We start from the raw sequence: 15,124 nt of genomic DNA, 5'->3' as shown, positions 1-15,124 counted from the left end.
TATACCATTAGTCGGGCGTTGCCGGATGCCTCTGTCGGGAAACACTCATCAACTACTGGCAAAGGCGGACAGGTGCGCGACTGTCGGGAAACCGTACCAAAAGCGCTGCTTCACCCCAGCACTGTCCTCCCCAATGCACTGCCTTGGGAACCATTCGAGCCTTTGGGACTATGGTTGTGTTGATTTGATTTCTTGATGTGTCCGTGGTGTGTCGCTATTCCATTGCAGGTAAATAGAAGTAGCTATGATTATAATTGTACTGACGAGAAGAAACTTGGCAATATTTGGAACTGTTAGAAAATTTTTCACGATATTTGGGGGTGTTACGTCTAAACTGAGTTGTGCTGCACGTTGCACAACTGACGTTAGAAATCTTTTCACAATATTTGGGTGTGTTACCTTACTTCGGAGTAATCTAGAGAATTCGTAGTACTGAGGAATTAAATAGTAATCATTTCCTAAATACTCAAAATTGTCTTTAACGTAACTGTGCCAGTGTTCAATATCGTCCACTCGCCATGTTTCAAGGCATGTTTCTCTATTTTTTGGCGATGGAATTGGTTCATAAGTTGTAAAAACTAAACGGTAAACACAACTAAAATTATCTTCTAATCTGTATATCGTCAAAATACCTGGTTGCATCGTGATGACTCCTATTTAATAGTATTTAATAATTAAAAAGCCTCTCAAAAACAAGGGTTTTAGAGGTGTTTTTCAAGGTGAAAACGGTCAATCTGTACCTTGACCTAGCCCGCAACGGAAGCGGATGTAGAGGTGTAGGGGGATCACGGAAAAAAGGTGTTTCTTTCATTCGTAGCGGGTGGCTGCAGCCGCCAGTCGGATGTTCACCGAAATGCACCTAAGCGAACAAACTCGTAAAAGGCAAATAACGAGTACAAAAATATGACAGAAGATAAAGGAGAAGATTTAAGTACAAACAGGTTATAAATAAATTAAAAACAACCGCCAAATTACATAGACAGATTCAAAAAATATAAGATGTTGGGATGACGCAAAGCGTCATCCTGTAGTGCGATCAGCTGTAAGTCCTGCGGAGGCTTGCGCTAACAAAGCAGCGTGCGCTTTGCAAAGTAAGGCTTGACCTTTTTTGAATTTGTTAGCGCAGCCCAAGAAAGCGGGGCTAGCGAGTGACGCGACGCGTATCGCGTTCTTTGAATTCCAAAGTCTGAATTTGCCTTGATAGCAGAAAATATGAGACAAAGGGCGTGAAATATTGAATTTCTGTTTGGGATAGTGAGTATGGCTGCGCCCCTTTTATTTTAAAGACAGCCAACATCAGAGCAGAGTCTAGCTTACTGTAGTTCGTGGTTCAATTACCTGAAAATTGCTCCTGAGTTCTTTCTTGTTCAAAGTGCTACTGATGGGTTTTTTGCTTCAATTCCTGTAACCTCCTCAAGTTACCGTTATCTGTTGTCTTCTCCCCAGCAATTTGTTGCTGGAAACGCTTATCTCTAGCAATTTCATCGAAATCTATATCAGCTGCAGCTTCTTCTTTATAATTAGGATTAATCTCAACTGCCCGTTGCAAATTTTCTAAAGCTAACTCCACCTGTTTTTGCAGTGCATGACAAGCGGCTTTGTTGTAGTAAGCACTGGCGTAGTCTGGTTTCATTTCCAGCGCTTTGTTGAAGCTTTCCATTGCTTCGTCATCGCGCCCCAGCCTCACTAAGGCATAACCTCGGTTATTCCAAGCTTTGTAGGAGTCAGGCTTGAGTTTAATCGCTTTGTCAAAAGTGGCGATCGCCTCTTCGTATCGTTCCAATTCTTGCAAAGCTAAACCTCGGTTGAACCATGCGACACCATCATCAGGCTTCACTTGCGTTGCTTTCTTGAAAGAAACAAAAGCGTCCTTGTGTCTTTGTAAATATCCTAATGCGACACCCCTGTCAACCCAAGCTTGATGGTAATCTGGCTTGATTTTCAAAGCTTGTTCGTAGGAGGCGATCGCCTGTTTGTAATCTTTCAACCTTCCTAAAGCCATACCCCGATTCAACCAAGCAACAGCGTCTTTTGGCTTAACTTTCACTGCTTGGTTGTAAATAGCAAGTGCATCTTCGTAGCGTTTTTGGGAGAAAAGAATATCTCCTTGTTTGAGAAAATCATCAACTTTTGATTCTTCCTGAGTCTGAGTCTGTTCTCTCACCTCTGGTTGTTGTTGTGGAACCTCTTGTATTTTTTCCTCTACTTTTGGGGTTGCGGCTTCTGGGAGAGACGGAGGAGGTGTCACGGGTGTCACTACAGATAATTGCTCAAGCATGACTTTTTTTCTTTGTTGAGCATCCTTCTGCAATTCAGAAAGTTGAGAGACAAATTCTGCTTCTAATTCTCCTAACTTCTCAAGGATTGTATTTTTTCTTTGTTGAGCATTCAACTGTAATTCCGAGAATTGAGATGCAAACTCAGCGCCAGATTTTTCTAAATTTTCTACAATGACTTCTTTTCTTTGTTGAACATCCACTTGTAGTTTAGAGAGGAGAAATACAAAATCGGAACGCAATTTATCTACATTTTGGATAACTCTATTCTTTTGTTGCTCTGCGTCTGATTGGTATTCTGATATTTGATATGTATACTCCTGATTCGATTTTTCTAGATTTTCGAGGCTAATATTCTTTTGTTTTTGAATACTCTGTTCTAATTGCGATACTTGTGATGTAAATTCTAAGCGCAATTGCTCCAGACCTTCGAGGACTCTATTCTTTTGCTGCTCTGCGTTTGATTGGTATCCCGATATTTGGGATATGTACTCCTGATTCGATTTTTCTAGATTTTCGAGAGTAATATCCTTTTGTTCTTTAACACTGTTTTGTAATTGCGATACTTGTGACGTAAATTCTAAGCGCAATTGCTCCAGATTTTCGAGGACTCTATTCTTTTGCTGCTCTGCGTTTGATTGGTATCCCGATATTTGGGATGTATACTCCTGATTCGATTTTTCTAGATTTTCGAGGCTAATATTCTTTTGTTTTTGAATACTCTGTTCTAATTGCGATACTTGTGATGTAAATTCTAAGCGCAATTGCTCCAGACCTTCGAGGACTCTATTCTTTTGCTGCTCTGCGTTTGATTGGTATCCCGATATTTGGGATGTATACTCCTGATTCGATTTTTCTAGATTTTCGAGGCTAATATTCTTTTGTTTTTGAATACTCTGTTCTAATTGCGATACTTGTGATGTAAATTCTAAGCGCAATTGCTCCAGACCTTCGAGGACTCTATTCTTTTGCTGCTCTGCGTTTGATTGGTATCCCGATATTTGGGATGTATACTCCTGATTCGATTTTTCTAGATTTTCGAGGCTAATATTCTTTTGTTTTTGAATACTCTGTTCTAATTGCGATACTTGTGATGTAAATTCTAAGCGCAATTGCTCCAGACCTTCGAGGACTCTATTCTTTTGCTGCTCTGCGTTTGATTGGTATCCCGATATTTGGGATATGTACTCCTGATTCGATTTTTCTAGATTTTCGAGAGTAATATCCTTTTGTTCTTTAACACTGTTTTGTAATTGCGATACTTGTGACGTAAATTCTAAGCGCAATTGCTCCAGATTTTCGAGGACTCTATTCTTTTGCTGCTCTGCGTTTGATTGGTATCCCGATATTTGGGATGTATACTCCTGATTCGATTTTTCTAGATTTTCAAGGACGATATTTCTTTGTTCTTGAACATCATTTTGTAATGCTGACAGTCGAGATGCGACTTCGGAACGTAATTGCTCCAAACCCTCAAAAATATTGTTCCTTTGCTGCTCAGTATCAGAGTGTAATACGGATAAATGATTTGCAAATTCCAAGCGGGATTGTTCTACATTTTCAAGGGCAATATCTTTTTGTTGTTGAACACCGTCTTGTAATTCTGATAGTTGAGATGCAAGCTCTAATTCTACTTTTCTCAAATTCTCAAGAGTTGTATTTTTTTGCTGTTGCGCTTGCAAGTGTAACTCAGAAATTTGAGAGGTAAATCTGTTTTCTAAACTTTTTAATTCTTGTGTAGAATTTCTTAGTGCTGTTTCTAATTCTGCTATGAGTTGCTTTTTGAAATGAGATATCTCAGATGGAAGTCTAGATAAACTTTCTTGCTCTGTGATCACTTTTTGTTGAAGTACCTTTACTTCCTTGTCTAAGTCAGAAGTAAGATTTCTAGTTTCTTGGATGAGCGTTTGTGCTTCTTGCTTGACAGTGGTTAACTGTTCTTCTAATTCTTCCAGTCCGTGTACCCGTTCCATTGCTTTATCAATTATCTCACGGATAGCAGCCCGTCGCAGGAGCAACAAAGTAACAATGACTGTGAATGGAACCAGAGTCAGTATGGCTAGCCAGACATTCAACAAGATAGTTTTCTGAAGATAAGTACGATGTTCTTGTGTCAGTCGCGGTAGTTCCTCCTGGTATGGAGTGGAAACTACTGGAGGCTGTGGGGAAGAAGGTGTTTTTTGGGCACTGGCAATACCAACGGACACTAAGATAGGTGAGAAGATGATGGCGCTTCTCAACAATAAGGCGAAGATGACTTGACTTTTGCTCTTCATAATAAACATGCTCTCTATCCGTTGGTCGGTTTTTGAAGCAGCACAATACATATTTCCAATTTAGCAGCCCTGTTGTGGTTATTAAAACAGTTATTAGTGAGCCAGCGCTGCAGGAGGGTCTCCCTCCGTAGGCGACCCGCGTTCCCGAAGGGTTACCAATTATCAGTTAGAGTTTAGTGGATTATAAACTTGTAGTACAGCACTACGGATGAAAATCCTTACTCTTTCAGCATAGCTGCCCTCTGCCTGATTTTCAGAGTAAATTCAAAGTTAAGTTAATTTTCTTTATTGTAGTCTCTGTAAGAGTTTTAGGTTCTCGACTCAGAAACTGACCTATTTCTAGGTCAGTTAAATCAGTGAACAGTCCCGGCATATGATGAGACTAGTACAACGGGCGCGTAAATAAGGCAACCATTAGTAACAGACAAAAAGCTGACAATAAAAGCTTTTGCGCCTTCTGCCCTCTGCCTCCCTACTTCTGCCTTCATGTACTAGTCGCTTAGACGTGGGAAACAAGAACAAGAGCACGCTTATTCACCTGACGTCGGATACAAGGACTGTATAGCGTTGGCTTACTAGCAAGAATTTTGGGGTTTGACTCCGGAAATCAGTCTCCAAGTGCGGTATTCAAAATATCAGAAGGAAGTTTCTTGTTTGTTGCTTTTCTTGTAAAGTGCATAAGTTAATTTTGCTTACATCTACCAAGAATAAGAAACGCAAGCTCCCGAAGCTCACTTCTTTTGTAAATAAGTGAAATATACTCATGAGTCAAAGCACAGCAGTTGAATTGCAATGGATAAAACCGAAAACACAGTTTCAACTCATAGGTAAAGAAGTCGGTAGAGAAGTCAGCGAGGTAGATCCGCTCATCAGGCTGATTAATGAAGTAGGTATTCCTACCGTCATCAATGCAACGACTCCTCGGGAAGAAGCGATTGCTTTACTGCAAGTCGCTGCTAAAGTCGAGCATGCTTTGCTGGTGCAATATTTATATGCCGCTTATTCTTTAGATGCAATTGCTATTGATGAGCAGTTTACCATTGTTGAAATTGCAGAGCAAGAAATGGGGCACTTACTGACAGTCCAAAACTTGCTACTATCTATTGGTGGTTCTTTGCATTTAGACCGGGAAACACAACCGACTGACAGAGAATTCGAGCCATTCCCTTTTGTTCTTGAGCCTTTAAGTAAGCGATCGCTTGCAAAATATGTTGCAGCTGAAATGCCCATACTTGACAGCACAGATCCTCGCAAACCGATAGTGGACAGAATTGTCCAAGAAGCGCAAGCAGCAGCAGGGGAGAGAATAGACCGGGTTGGGGTAATATATGCAAAACTTTACTGGCTGTTTCAGGAGAGCGATACTTCCCAAGGACCTTGGCAGCTTCCTAATGATATCCCTTTCCCTTCAGGATCTCATCTGAATTCTCAAGACTTTAAAGATGCAACTTTTTTAAACACTATTCAAGCAGATAGTAGAGAGTGGCGTGCTCGTAGAGACATTTATGTTAAGCCAGTGACAAATCGTCAACAAGCTTTAGAAGCTATCTACGAAATTGCACGACAAGGAGAGGGACCAATTGATCAAAATAACTCGTCACACTTTGATAAGTTTTTAGAAATTTACCAAAAATTTGATAATTTGTCTTCTCAACCCAGCCTGGATGTGCCAACTTTTCCAAATACATCTGAACAGCCGCAGACAAATCCATCTTGGGAAAATGGTCGTATCACCCACCCAAAAAGTCGCCTATGGGCAAAACTATTTAACTGTAGGTATCACATACTTCTTTTGTCGATTGCCCAGAGTTTATTGTTAAGTAAAACTACAGATTCACGGTTACGTAACACATTGATTCAATGGTCATTTGTAGAAATGATGCAGTCTTTAAGAGCAACTGCGATACATTTAACAACACTCAACCGCACTGAATCTGATAATGGCTCTGGTTCTAAATTTGCCGGTTCTCCATTTGAATTACCACAAGAAATTATACCGGAGGAAAAATTGCAGCAATGGCAATTGCAAAAAAATTTGTTTGAAGAAACAAATCAATTGATTGAACAACTCCAACAACGACCGGATATCAATGAAGAAGACCAATCATTGCTAGACGATTTACATGACTTAAATAATATGCGTACAGCTACAATTGACGCTCAAATTCCAGTTGGCTGAAGATTGTTTCGCCCTAATTTTAGCTGATTTCATCAAATCCGTTTGTCTCGGAATTATTTCTCCTTTTTCTCTGGTGTGTTCTCTCTTGCCTCGTGCGATTTTTAAATTATTCAGATTCAACCGGAAGCGAGATTTTATAGCTAAAAATAGCTGGTAAATTGAGTTGCTTAACTTTTAAATTGTTTAGAAATTATCCAGGAGACATCAATGGCAAAAATCTACAAAATCCATCCATCAATTGGTATTGCTAGAGTAGGAAATAGTCCGACTCAGTTTTATATAGGTTCAGAAATACCAGGTGCATCGCCCATCGAAATTGTTAATGGAGTAGAACAGCCTCTTGCAAAGTATAAAGATGAAAATGGTCTGATTAAGCGACAAGCTGCTCGTTTTAGAGTTTTTGAATATGAGCAGGATGATGCGACAGGTGCTTTAAGCGCCGGACGTGAGATCACTTCTGACGAAGCTACTATCGAGTGGCAGGTTCATGTTGCGAATCGTAAACCAGCATGGAATAATCTTAATCCAGACATCCCTCAAGACCAACTCATTAACGATCCAGGAGCAAAAAATATTTCTGGACAACAGCAACAGGGTGTTGAATTTCAAGGCAAATGTTTTGGAGTCGAAGTCTATTTAGGAGAGTTAAAGACGGACTCTTTGGGACGACTCCTTGTTCTTGGTGGTAGAGGAAATGCAGCTTCTCCATTTGGCGAAGAGGTCAATTTTATACATAATCCCAAGTGGTATGATGATATTTCAGATGGTCCTGTTACAGCAAAAATTACATTTGCTGGACAACCCCCACAAGAAGTTAACCATCCAGCTTGGGTGATTGTAGGACCATCAGACTTTGCACCTGAGATTCAACCTCTTGTTACCTTGTATGACATAGCCTATCAAATAGCTGTTGACCGTGGATGGTTGTCTGCACCCAGCGAACCATCATTTAAGTTTGATATCTTTCCAATTTTGAATCGTGCAGCTTCACTACGGTGGGTTAATGATTGGAACTATTGGAATGGAATTTCGCAAGACTGGAAAAAGCTTTCTGATAAGCAAGATCCAACTGCACAGCCAATACGAGAACAAACCTTTAACCGTATAAGAACAAATCGGATTAATAGTTTGCAGCTTACACAGGTTCAATTGTCAATACTTAACCAGTGGCGAAATGGTAATTATAAGGATGATTGGACAACCCCAACCACTCCTGATCTAACTGTGACACCTGAAAAGTTAGATCAAGCAGCACTCGAAGCCTGTATTGGTGGAGGTTTTGAACCAGGTATTGAAGCAGGAGAAAGCATGACAAAACCTGAGATCTATTCTGAGGCTTTTCGACTATCTCACACGGTTCTTGTTCCTGGCGAAATCACTGAAGAAATGTCTATACCCTGGCAAGCAGATTTTTGGAAATGCGGTACCAATTGGTGGCCCTCTCAACGTCCTAACAGGGTTCAACTAACACCTGAATCTGGTCCACCAAGACAACAGTGGGAAGCTGGAATTTCTAGTCACAGCGACATGGTTAACAATTTTAGTAAGCTTGGGTTTGTCGTACAAACAACGAATTCAGCAGGGGCGGCCGTTTTTATAGAACAAGAGCGTAACTCTGATTTCCCTCGTCCTTAATTTCCCTTGTCGTTTTTAGCCTTGTGATCCTAAGTACTGCATTTCATCAATTCGTATCGCAATAAAAGCTTGTAGTTGCGCTAAGCGTGCGCTTAGGCATTTGCCTGGAAATAAAATACCAGCCGTGTTTAACGGTAACGGGTTGGTGTCGAGGGATCTAGGTCTGACGGCTGGTATTTTATTTTTGTGGTCCCCCCTTAGCGCAACCATAGCAATCCGGAATCATTTGTAAGAAGATACTGAGCCTTAGAAACCCGGTATCTCTCAGATACCGGGTTTCTTTATCTCATGAATCCTGCGCGGATTGCTATAGTTGCCATAACGCTACGAACTTGTGCAATGTTGTACTCAGTAGCACTCAGCTGTGAGCTTTTAGCTGAGTGCTGATAACTTATGCTCATATATTTATGTGTTTTATTTGTTGGAAATGAATTTTGTCTTAAATATGCCATCCAATCAACGAGTGGATGTAGTTGTTATTGGCGGAGGTCCTGCAGGTACCGCCTGTGCGATCGCGCTGGCAAAAACCGGATATAGCGTAGCAGTTCTTGAGCGATCGCGCTATGAGAAAATCCGAGTCGGAGAAACTCTAGCACCAGCAGCACGCGTGTTGCTATCCCAACTGGGAGTGTGGGACCATTTCCAAAGTGATGGTCATATCCCGTCTCCTGGAATTATTTCTGCTTGGGGTAGTCCAGAACGTTATGAAAACGATTTTATTTTCAATCCCTACGGATGTGGATGGCATCTTGACCGCCGCCGCTTTGATGCGATGCTTGCATTAGCCGCACAGAAGACTGGAGTCAGTATACACCTTTCTACACGAGTCGTAACCTGTACTCGGCAACCATTTGGTTGTTGGTGGATTGAAGCAATGCATGAGAGTTTACCGATTCGTTTCCAGGCGAACTTTTTAGTGGAGGCGACTGGACGAACCCATTCACTCACAGGGAAACCTGCAACAAAAAAAATTGTCTACGACAAACTTATGGGAGTGATAAAGCTTTTGAAAGTTAACTCTCCCACTCTTGAGAGTGATTATTATACCTTAGTGGAAGCCAGTGAGGAAGGCTGGTGGTATTCTGCTGTTTTGCCTGATAACAATCTCGTTGTTGCTTACATGACAGATGCTGACTTACTTCCAAAAGGTCATGTTCTTTTGGCTGATTTTTGGAAAAAATGTCTTCAAAAAGCTCCTCACACCCTATCACGTGTTCAATTATGCTCATGGAGTTCTAGTCTTGTTTGTGTAGGAGCTTCGAGCTATCGTAGAAATTGCGTTGCTGATGCTCAGTGGCTAGCTATTGGAGATGCAGCCTCTGCTTTCGATCCATTATCATCCCAAGGAATTTACAAGGCTCTGCAATCAGGTATTGCTGCTGCTAAAGTTATCAACGAAAGCCAAAACGGTTGTCAGGATTCACTAGACAAATACACTCAGGAAGTAGAAAAAAACTTTACAAACTATCTGCACACACGCGTAGAGTATTATAAACAGGAAAGACGTTGGACTGATTCCGTATTTTGGCAACGACGGCAAGTTTTAACTGTACGTTGAATGACCCAGTGTCTAAGGTCGTCATTCCGCCTCGCCTACAAAACCGTACTTAAAACTTTTGCATCATACGGCTGTAGGCACAATGATCATCAATCCACATTTGTACTGACCTACTTAGAGGGATATTATACGCAAGATTCACGGTGGTGTTAAACTACCATAGGTTTTAAGTTGAGCTGTAGCTTAACTCAAGCTACAAGATCCGTGATCACACTAATGACCTCATGAAAAATCTAGCTCAACTATCTGTCATAGCCCTTGCTGCCACATCTGGATTGATTTTCGGGACAATGCAAGACGCTTTTGCTTTAAATTGGAACTGGAATTATTCTGGTACTGGCATAACAGCGAGCGGTACTTTCACCACTAATGACACCCCTAACGATTTAGGTTTTTACCAGATTACTGGAATTACTGGTACACGAAATGGTGAAACAATTACTGCTCTACAACCTGTGGGAACTCCGATACCAGGAAACGAACCTTTTGAGGTTGACAATTTAATTAGTCTTAATACTCAGCAATTAACGGGTGACGGTTTTGGGTATTCCACTTCAGGGGGAAACTATTCTAGTCCGTTTTTCGCTAGTTTTTTGGCGACACCGGGTTATTTAGAGGTTTTTTCTGCGCCGCCAATTGTACCCGGTTTTGAAAATTTGGGAGTGGAAGATAGTGAGTTACCCATTCGTTTTTCTGCAACCATAATCACTGTCCCTGAAACCACCTCCATCCTTAGCTTACTTGTCCTCGGCACTATCGGCACACCTTTAGTACTCAAGCGTAAAAAACCATCCTACTAGTACACAATGGTGGAAATAAAGCTACCGCTTCTAAAAACCTATTCAAACCTACTCAAGCATCAGCAAATGTGAACAAGTCCAACTCCACGGTGTAAGTTCGCTCAATTAGAAGTGCGTTTTTGCTTGGTTCCATCGCCTCGTGACTCAGGTTCCTTGACCCTTACGGGTATGACCTATGCCCTGCGGGCACGCTGCGCGCTTCGGACACGCTGCGCTAACGCCAGTCGCTTCAAGTAGGGGAACCTGCTGTTAGCGCCTGGCTCACCACTAATCCCCAGTTAGAGTACGAGACTTAAGAGTTTTATTCAGTTGATTCCACTGGCTCCACACGTGCTTTCCATCCTTCACGGAGAGATAGGCGGAGACGGAGCCATGCATTTTTTCTTTCAAGCGCATACCACGTCTAGCAATAGCCATAGCAGCAGCTTCACCACTAGCTAGACCATACTGACGTGCATACTTTACCAATCCAATAACGCTGGTGTACGCCGGATTGACTTTGATAAGGTAAATACCTCGGTTGCTTAGAATACTTTCTAGTAGCTCGTAAAATCGACTGTATGCCCAGCTAGAAAGCATTAGAACCGACTACAAATGCTTGGTTTCTAGGAATAACTGTTTGAATCGGAGAAGTTTTTAAATGCTCTATTTGCTTGGTTAATATATAAAATTTTATACATAAAAGAGTTAGATGCCCTAAAACATCAGAATAAGAGTATCTACTGAGGGTGCGTTACGTTCTCTATTGCTATGTTGGTATAAATTATTTGAAATTTACCACATCCTTTTTTTCAGCGAAGTGTACCCTTGTAGTTAGGAGATTCCTCATGATTTTCATCATTCCAATCATTCTTGGTGCTGCTGCTTTGATTACTGCTGGTGTCGGAGTTGCAGCAGGAGTAGATGGCGTTTCCAAAATCGAAGAAGCGAAGAAGCTTGGAAAAGCTGCTCAAAAACGGTATGAACAGAAGCAAAAATCGGTAGAGAGCGCGTTACAGGTGACTCAGGATTTGGCAGAAGAATATGGTCAGCTTCAAATCCAAATCAAACTTCAAACCATTGGACGCTTAGTTACTTTTATTGAACGAATCGGTCAACAGGCTTCGCAAAGCGATATGGAGTTTTTGGAGGGATTGGAGGGGGTTTCGCCTCAGCAGCTCCAGGAATATAAAACAGCGGCGTTGGAGGCACAGCGTTTTGCAGAAGGTGGTTTCACAGCCGTTGGAGCTGCGTATGCGGCAGGTCAAGGTACAGTAGCACTCGTGGGACTTTTTGGTACAGCCAGCACTGGAGCAGCAATCGGTGGGCTTAGTGGTGCTGCTGCCTGGAATGCTACTCTTGCATGGCTTGGTGGAGGTTCCTTAGCAACAGGTGGTGGTGGCATGGCGTTAGGTACTTTAGTGCTAGGTGGGATTGCAGTAGGACCAGCTTTGATGATTGGTGGTTTTGTATTGGGAGAACAAGGGGAAAAAGCTTTGACTGAGGCGCGTGACTATGAAGCGAAAGCAAATACTGAGATCGCAAAACTCAGTGCCTTTGAGGATTTTCTTGGACAAGTACAACAACGAATTACAGAATTAAAGGAGCTTGTAGAGGGTTTAAATGATAGAGCTATTAATGGCTTGGTAGAGCTTGAGTCAAAGCCTTTTGTGCGTGAGCGAGATGCAGCGAAATTTCAACAAGTTGCACTTTTAATTAAAGCACTAGCCAAAATTATGAAAACTCCTATTTTAGATGCTGAGGGCAATCTAAATCAGGCTACAGCAAGGTTAAAAGCAAGTTACAACACTATTTAAGGGAAAACATGGCAAGTAAAAAGCCCTCTATGGATTTTGTGCGAGGTGTTGAAGCGTTTGCTAGTCCTACCCAATACTTGAATGAAATTGTTCAAGCGTGGACTGAGTACTTGAAAATTGCTGAAGAGGAAAAAACTAAACGCCGTGAAATCGAGGCTTGGGAGAAAATTACTCTTGCTGAAATTAAGGCAAAACGCGATTTCCTAGTTGGTTATCTTGAGTGTTCGTTTGATGAGCGTGCTAAAAATTTTCAGTCACTTTTTCAAGCAGTTGATCAGGCGATGTCATCCGGTGATAATCAACAGCTTGGCTTGGCACTACATGCAATTGTGGAGTTAGCAAAGTCCAGTCCTTTCAAAGATCTTGCTGATCTATCTACTGTGAAAGCGGCACTTGATAATCCAGACCATGTGTGGAAGTTCTAGCGTGTCAGGAGGGCATCTAACAATATCAAATGCAGCGGACAGACGAAAGCTGCTGGTGCTGAGTTCAAAGTTATCTGCCGCCGCTGATTTGAGCCGTTGTGCCACAATTATCATCATCAAATACAAATATTCAATCTGACTGATGAACGACAATCAGTATTATTTTATTCTTTGTCTCATATTTTGTTTCAGTAATAACCCTTTGTGATATTCTAGGGTGCCGAATGTGGGTTAAATCCCCTAACATTTAGTTATGGGGATTAACTAAAATTGTTACAGCAGAATTCAGAAGCGGAGCCACCAGACTCCGGAGATCCGGTCAGAAGTAAAAATGGCTTTATGTCTGGCTTTTAGACAAGAGCGCTGTACTTCAATTACTTGCAATACGCTGTAATTCTGACTACTTGTTCAAAGCTTAATAATGATTTCCCGCTTTGCGATGGTGAATGGCTGTCACCGCATCAGGTTTCAGTAATTTCCCATTATCAACAGTCGCATACACAACCCAGTGGTCACCGCATTCCATGCGTTTGTTGACAGAACATTCAAGATATGCTGAAGAATCAGTGAGGACAATGCAACCATTCTCCGCAATTTGTGTAGAAAAACCTGCAAATCTGTCTTCTCCAGGCGCAAAAGATTTGCGGAAGTGTTTCATGTATTCTTGTTGATGACCTTCAGGTAAGATATTGAGAACAAACTTACCGCCTGGATACATCAGAGATTCAACCGCCCGCTCTTTAGCAAGAGCAACAGTAAGACCTGGTGGGTTAAAGGTGGCTTGAGAAATCCAAGATCCCATCATTCCAGTAGAGACTTCTCCAAGCTTTGCTGTCACAACACAAACTGAGCCGACTATCCGACCAACAGCTTGTTCCACAGGAGTTGCTGCGGTTTGAGTCAGACGTAGTTTTTTAGCTTTTCTCAAGGCTTGGGCAAAGTCTGTACCTGTTTCTTCACACTCTTTAAGAAGAACATCTGAGGGTTTAAATTTTACTTTCATAGTCTCAAACCCAAACCGATATCCCGCATCACGAAGTTTACCTTCAATTAAGTCAAAAGCTTCGCCACTCCATCCGTAAGAACCAAATACTCCAGCAAGTTTACTGTTGTCACCAGTTGCTAGCACAATACCCAAAGCAGTGTGAATGGGAGTCGGTGCGTTAGCACCAATGGTAGGAGAACCGATGATAAAGCCCTCAGCTTTTTCTACAGCTGCACGAATCTCTTCAGGTTGAGCAAACTCGCAGTTGATAGATTCTACAGCTACTCCTCCTTTTGTCAAACCAAGGGCGATCGCCTGCGCCAAAGTTGCTGTATTTCCATACGCTGAAGCATAAAGTAAAGCAACACTAATCTCGCGAGCGGTTTGAGAATGGCTCCATTGCTGATAAGCTTGAGTCAGTTCCACTAAGCCATAGCGTACCAAGGGACCGTGAAGAGTACCAAACATTCTGACTTGTAGTTCTGATATTTTCTCCAAAGCTGCTTGTACGTGAGTTGCATGAGGAGCCATCAAGCAATCAAAATAGTAGCGCTGGTCTTCTTTTAAAACGCCCCAATCTTCATCAAAGACCTCTTCACCACAAATATGAGCACCGAATAGCTTATTAGTGTACAGTATCTGGGTTTGCTGGTCATAAGTACAAAGACCTCCAGGCCAACGAGGACTAGGAATAGGGAGACAACGCAAAACATGACCTTTACCTAAATCCAGAGTTTCCTTCCCTCGCATCACCATGATGTTCAATTTATGATTAGGGAAAGTTGCACGCAAATTCGCAGCACTCGGAAGAGAACAAACAAAGGTCAACTGTGGTGCTTGTTCTAATAAAACTTTAAGAGTTGCGACTCGGTTGGGATTAAAGTGACCTAAAATAACGTAGTCTAAGCGTTTCAGGTCAAGAGATTGCTGTAATGCATCAATAAAAATTTGTGTGAAAGTTTCCGGAGGTGGGTCAATGATTGCAGTTTTATCACCTTCTATTAAATAGCAATTGGAGGTAGTACCCTTTGCAAGTGCGTATTCAATTTCAAACCGTAGACGTGTCCAACTCCGTGCTCTTAGTACTGTCGTGTTTGTAGCGATTGGTAGAACTTGTACGTCGCGAGGATTGGGATTATTCATGGTTGTCGGGTGAGGGAGATTTTGAGATAGGGAGATGGGGGAGTGGGGGAG

General features: G+C 41.8%; 10 protein-coding genes. 6 read left to right on the top strand and 4 right to left on the bottom strand.

Annotated features, from left to right (window positions below):
- Positions 1-168: 168 nt before the first annotated feature.
- Positions 169-642 (bottom strand): hypothetical protein, encoded by a 474-nt coding sequence (locus tag DP117_RS11365; RefSeq protein ID WP_169218412.1) that lies wholly within the window; start codon positions 640-642, stop codon positions 169-171.
- Between the two features lie 733 nt (positions 643-1,375).
- Positions 1,376-4,552, bottom strand: coding sequence for a tetratricopeptide repeat protein (locus DP117_RS11360; protein ID WP_248277624.1), 3,177 nt, complete (start codon positions 4,550-4,552; stop codon positions 1,376-1,378).
- A 763-nt stretch (positions 4,553-5,315) separates the two neighbouring features.
- Between DP117_RS11360 and DP117_RS11355 the strand changes: the two genes are divergently transcribed.
- The 4 genes from DP117_RS11355 to DP117_RS11340 all read left to right on the top strand — a co-directional run bounded on the left by DP117_RS11355 (position 5,316) and on the right by DP117_RS11340 (position 10,724).
- Positions 5,316-6,731: a ferritin-like domain-containing protein gene (locus tag DP117_RS11355; protein ID WP_169218411.1), complete on the top strand. Its 1,416-nt coding sequence runs from the start codon at positions 5,316-5,318 to the stop codon at positions 6,729-6,731.
- A gap of 207 nt (positions 6,732-6,938) precedes the next feature.
- Positions 6,939-8,366 carry a LodA/GoxA family CTQ-dependent oxidase gene (locus DP117_RS11350; RefSeq protein WP_169218410.1) on the top strand — a complete coding sequence of 476 codons (1,428 nt, stop codon included), beginning with the start codon at positions 6,939-6,941 and terminating at the stop codon, positions 8,364-8,366.
- Positions 8,367-8,811: 445 nt separating this feature from the next.
- Positions 8,812-9,924 carry an NAD(P)/FAD-dependent oxidoreductase gene (locus tag DP117_RS11345; RefSeq protein WP_169218409.1) on the top strand — a complete coding sequence of 371 codons (1,113 nt, stop codon included), beginning with the start codon at positions 8,812-8,814 and terminating at the stop codon, positions 9,922-9,924.
- A gap of 224 nt (positions 9,925-10,148) precedes the next feature.
- Positions 10,149-10,724, top strand: coding sequence for a PEP-CTERM sorting domain-containing protein (locus DP117_RS11340; RefSeq protein ID WP_169218408.1), 576 nt, complete (start codon positions 10,149-10,151; stop codon positions 10,722-10,724).
- Between the two features lie 267 nt (positions 10,725-10,991).
- Here the strand turns inward: DP117_RS11340 and DP117_RS11335 are convergent, their stop codons facing one another.
- Complete coding sequence (locus DP117_RS11335) at positions 10,992-11,303, bottom strand: transposase (RefSeq protein ID WP_248277623.1); 312 nt, start codon at positions 11,301-11,303, stop codon at positions 10,992-10,994.
- Positions 11,304-11,551: 248 nt separating this feature from the next.
- On the opposite strand from DP117_RS11335, the gene DP117_RS11330 reads away from it, so the two are divergent.
- Positions 11,552-12,520 carry a hypothetical protein gene (locus DP117_RS11330; protein ID WP_169218407.1) on the top strand — a complete coding sequence of 323 codons (969 nt, stop codon included), beginning with the start codon at positions 11,552-11,554 and terminating at the stop codon, positions 12,518-12,520.
- 8 nt (positions 12,521-12,528) lie between these two features.
- Positions 12,529-12,945: a hypothetical protein gene (locus DP117_RS11325; RefSeq protein WP_211176046.1), complete on the top strand. Its 417-nt coding sequence runs from the start codon at positions 12,529-12,531 to the stop codon at positions 12,943-12,945.
- 415 nt (positions 12,946-13,360) lie between these two features.
- Here the strand turns inward: DP117_RS11325 and DP117_RS11320 are convergent, their stop codons facing one another.
- Positions 13,361-15,073 carry a diflavin flavoprotein gene (locus tag DP117_RS11320; protein ID WP_169218406.1) on the bottom strand — a complete coding sequence of 571 codons (1,713 nt, stop codon included), beginning with the start codon at positions 15,071-15,073 and terminating at the stop codon, positions 13,361-13,363.
- Between the last annotated feature and the right edge of the window lie 51 nt (positions 15,074-15,124).

This window comes from Brasilonema sp. UFV-L1 (assembly GCF_012912105.1).
Lineage (GTDB): Bacteria > Cyanobacteriota > Cyanobacteriia > Cyanobacteriales > Nostocaceae > Brasilonema.
Note: the sequence above shows the minus strand (reverse complement) of the source record. Positions and strands in the feature narration are given on the sequence as shown.